The sequence below is a fragment of the Azotobacter armeniacus genome (assembly GCF_054779355.1).
Genome location: NZ_BAAGYK010000063.1, coordinates 1 through 2,033, shown reverse-complemented (window position 1 = coordinate 2,033; position 2,033 = coordinate 1). Strand labels below are relative to the sequence as shown.

2 protein-coding genes and 1 pseudogene are annotated in these 2,033 nt (G+C 42.9%); all 3 read right to left on the bottom strand.

Annotation, left to right across the window (positions count from 1 at the left end):
• The coding region (locus ACYVD0_RS11680; protein WP_460426973.1) for a glycosyltransferase family 2 protein at nt 1–280 on the bottom strand (280 nt) is incomplete at its 3' end.
• 103 nt (nt 281–383) lie between these two features.
• Nucleotides 384–1,388, bottom strand: a complete 1,005-nt coding sequence (locus tag ACYVD0_RS11675; RefSeq protein WP_460426972.1) for a glycosyltransferase family 2 protein — start codon at nt 1,386–1,388, stop codon at nt 384–386.
• Between the two features lie 246 nt (nt 1,389–1,634).
• Nucleotides 1,635–2,033 (bottom strand): annotated as a pseudogene (locus tag ACYVD0_RS11670) (glycosyltransferase family 2 protein); the annotation flags it as partial.

The following is a 2,033-nucleotide window of genomic DNA, read 5'->3' as shown; positions in this document are numbered from 1 at the left end:
CATCGCTGTCCAGGAATGAAATATATTCGCCAGTTGCGATTTCAAGCCCCGTGTTTCTGGCGACTGATACTCCTTGATTTTCTATGTTTTTAATTATTATGTTTCTGTGCTTGGTACGAAATCCCTCAAGTATTGACAGGCTTGCATCGGTGGATCCATCGTTGATTGCGATGATTTCTATATTGTCATAATCCTGGTGGATGGCCGAGTCCAGGCATTGCGCAAGATAGGACTCAACATTGTAGACGGGTATGATTATGCTGACTTTCTCTGGCTTCATGATATCTGACTTGATTTGATGAGCGAAATAGGAAAGTTGAAAACGCCTTTTGTCTGGTTGGAAAATCTACTGAAAACCTGATGAAATGTTTAATATGGCTTTCTCAGACCCTCCCTAGAAATGAAGGCTTTTTTCTTAGGAGTCTTTTTATTGCTGACAACTCTGGGAAAATACTGAGCGCAATGCTTTTTGCTTCCCTGGGTTGTGGCTTTGTTCTTGCGAATAGAACTGCGAGTTTCTTTCTTACAGGGTAGGGAAGTCTGTCTTGGCAAGTCAGTCTGCATGTGAGTGATGCATTGATTAGCATGTTCTGGATGAATTTATTCAATGCTACTCCTGCGTCGCTGTTTTCTTTGGCTACATCAAGTTTCAGAAGCTCTTCGGCGACGACTAGATATCCATTTACATGCTTTTCCTGTTTTTTTTGCGTCATGATCGAGTCAGGCCGGATGCGTCTGTTGTAGAGCTTGTCAGGAATGCATTTGACCACGGTCTGTTTGTTTTCAAGGAGAATCCTGGTTGTGAACAAGTTATCCTCGTGTAGGAGGTCGGGATAAAATTTTATATTGTCAAGTCTGTTTCTTTTGTAAGCATAGAGGCATGCTGATGCCAGATAGTTTTTAAGTTTTATCGATTGGCTAAAAAAAGTGTGTGCCGAAAAGCACTTGTTTTGTAGATCCAGGGCCCTTTCACAACTGAATCTTCTGCTTAAGGTTGAGGTTTCGTCGAGTCCATCAAAAAATATTTCTGCTGCAAAGAAAACTATATCTACCCGATGCGCTCTGAAATTTTTAATGCAAGTGGATATGGTATGCCTTTCTATGAAGTCATCGCTGTCCAGGAATAAAATATATTCGCCGGTTGCGATTTCAAGTCCTATATTTCTGGCGGCTGATAATCCTTGATTTTCTATATTTTTGATAGTGATGCTTTTATGTCTGGCCCGAAAGTGCTCTAGTATTGACAAGCTGGCGTCGGTGGACCCGTCATTGACGGCGATGATCTCTATATTGTCATAGTCCTGGTGGATGGCCGAGTCCAGGCATTGCTCAAGATAGGGCTCAACATTGTAGACGGGTATGATTATGCTGACTTTCTCCGGGTTCATGATGTCTTCCTTGGTTAGGTAAGTGAAATGAGAAGGTTGGAAAGGCCTTTTTCTCTGGTTGGAAGGCCACTGAAAATCGGTATTCGCTATGGTCTGAATGATCCGAAGACAAAAGCTCTCGTTTGGGGTTTTGCTTCGAGGAAGACAATCTGTTTGTACTTATTATGAGGAGGATATTTTTAGAGATCTTGGTTGATCGATGGAGTGCCCAGGATGGATGAAATATGAGCTGTTGGCGTGGCGCTCCTAAAAATGAAGGCTTTTCCGTAGGGATTTTTTTATTGTTAATAGCTCTGGGAAAATGCAGGCTGCAATGCGTTTTGTTTTTCTGGGTTGCAGTTTTGTCCTTGCAAATAGAATTGCAAGTTTCTTTCTTACCGGGTAGGGAAGTCTATCCTGGCAGGCTAGTCTGCATGCGTCCGATGCGCTGATTAGCATGGTCTGGACGAATTTATTCAATGCTGCTCCTGCTTCGCTGTCTTCTTTGGACAGATCAAGCTTCAGGAGCTCTTCGGCGACGACTAGATATCCATTTACATGCTTTTCCTGTTTTTTTTGCGTCATGATCGACTCAGGCCGGACGCGTCTGTTGTAGAGCTTGTCAGGAATGCAGGTGATCCTTGTGTGTTGGTTTTCAAGGAGAAG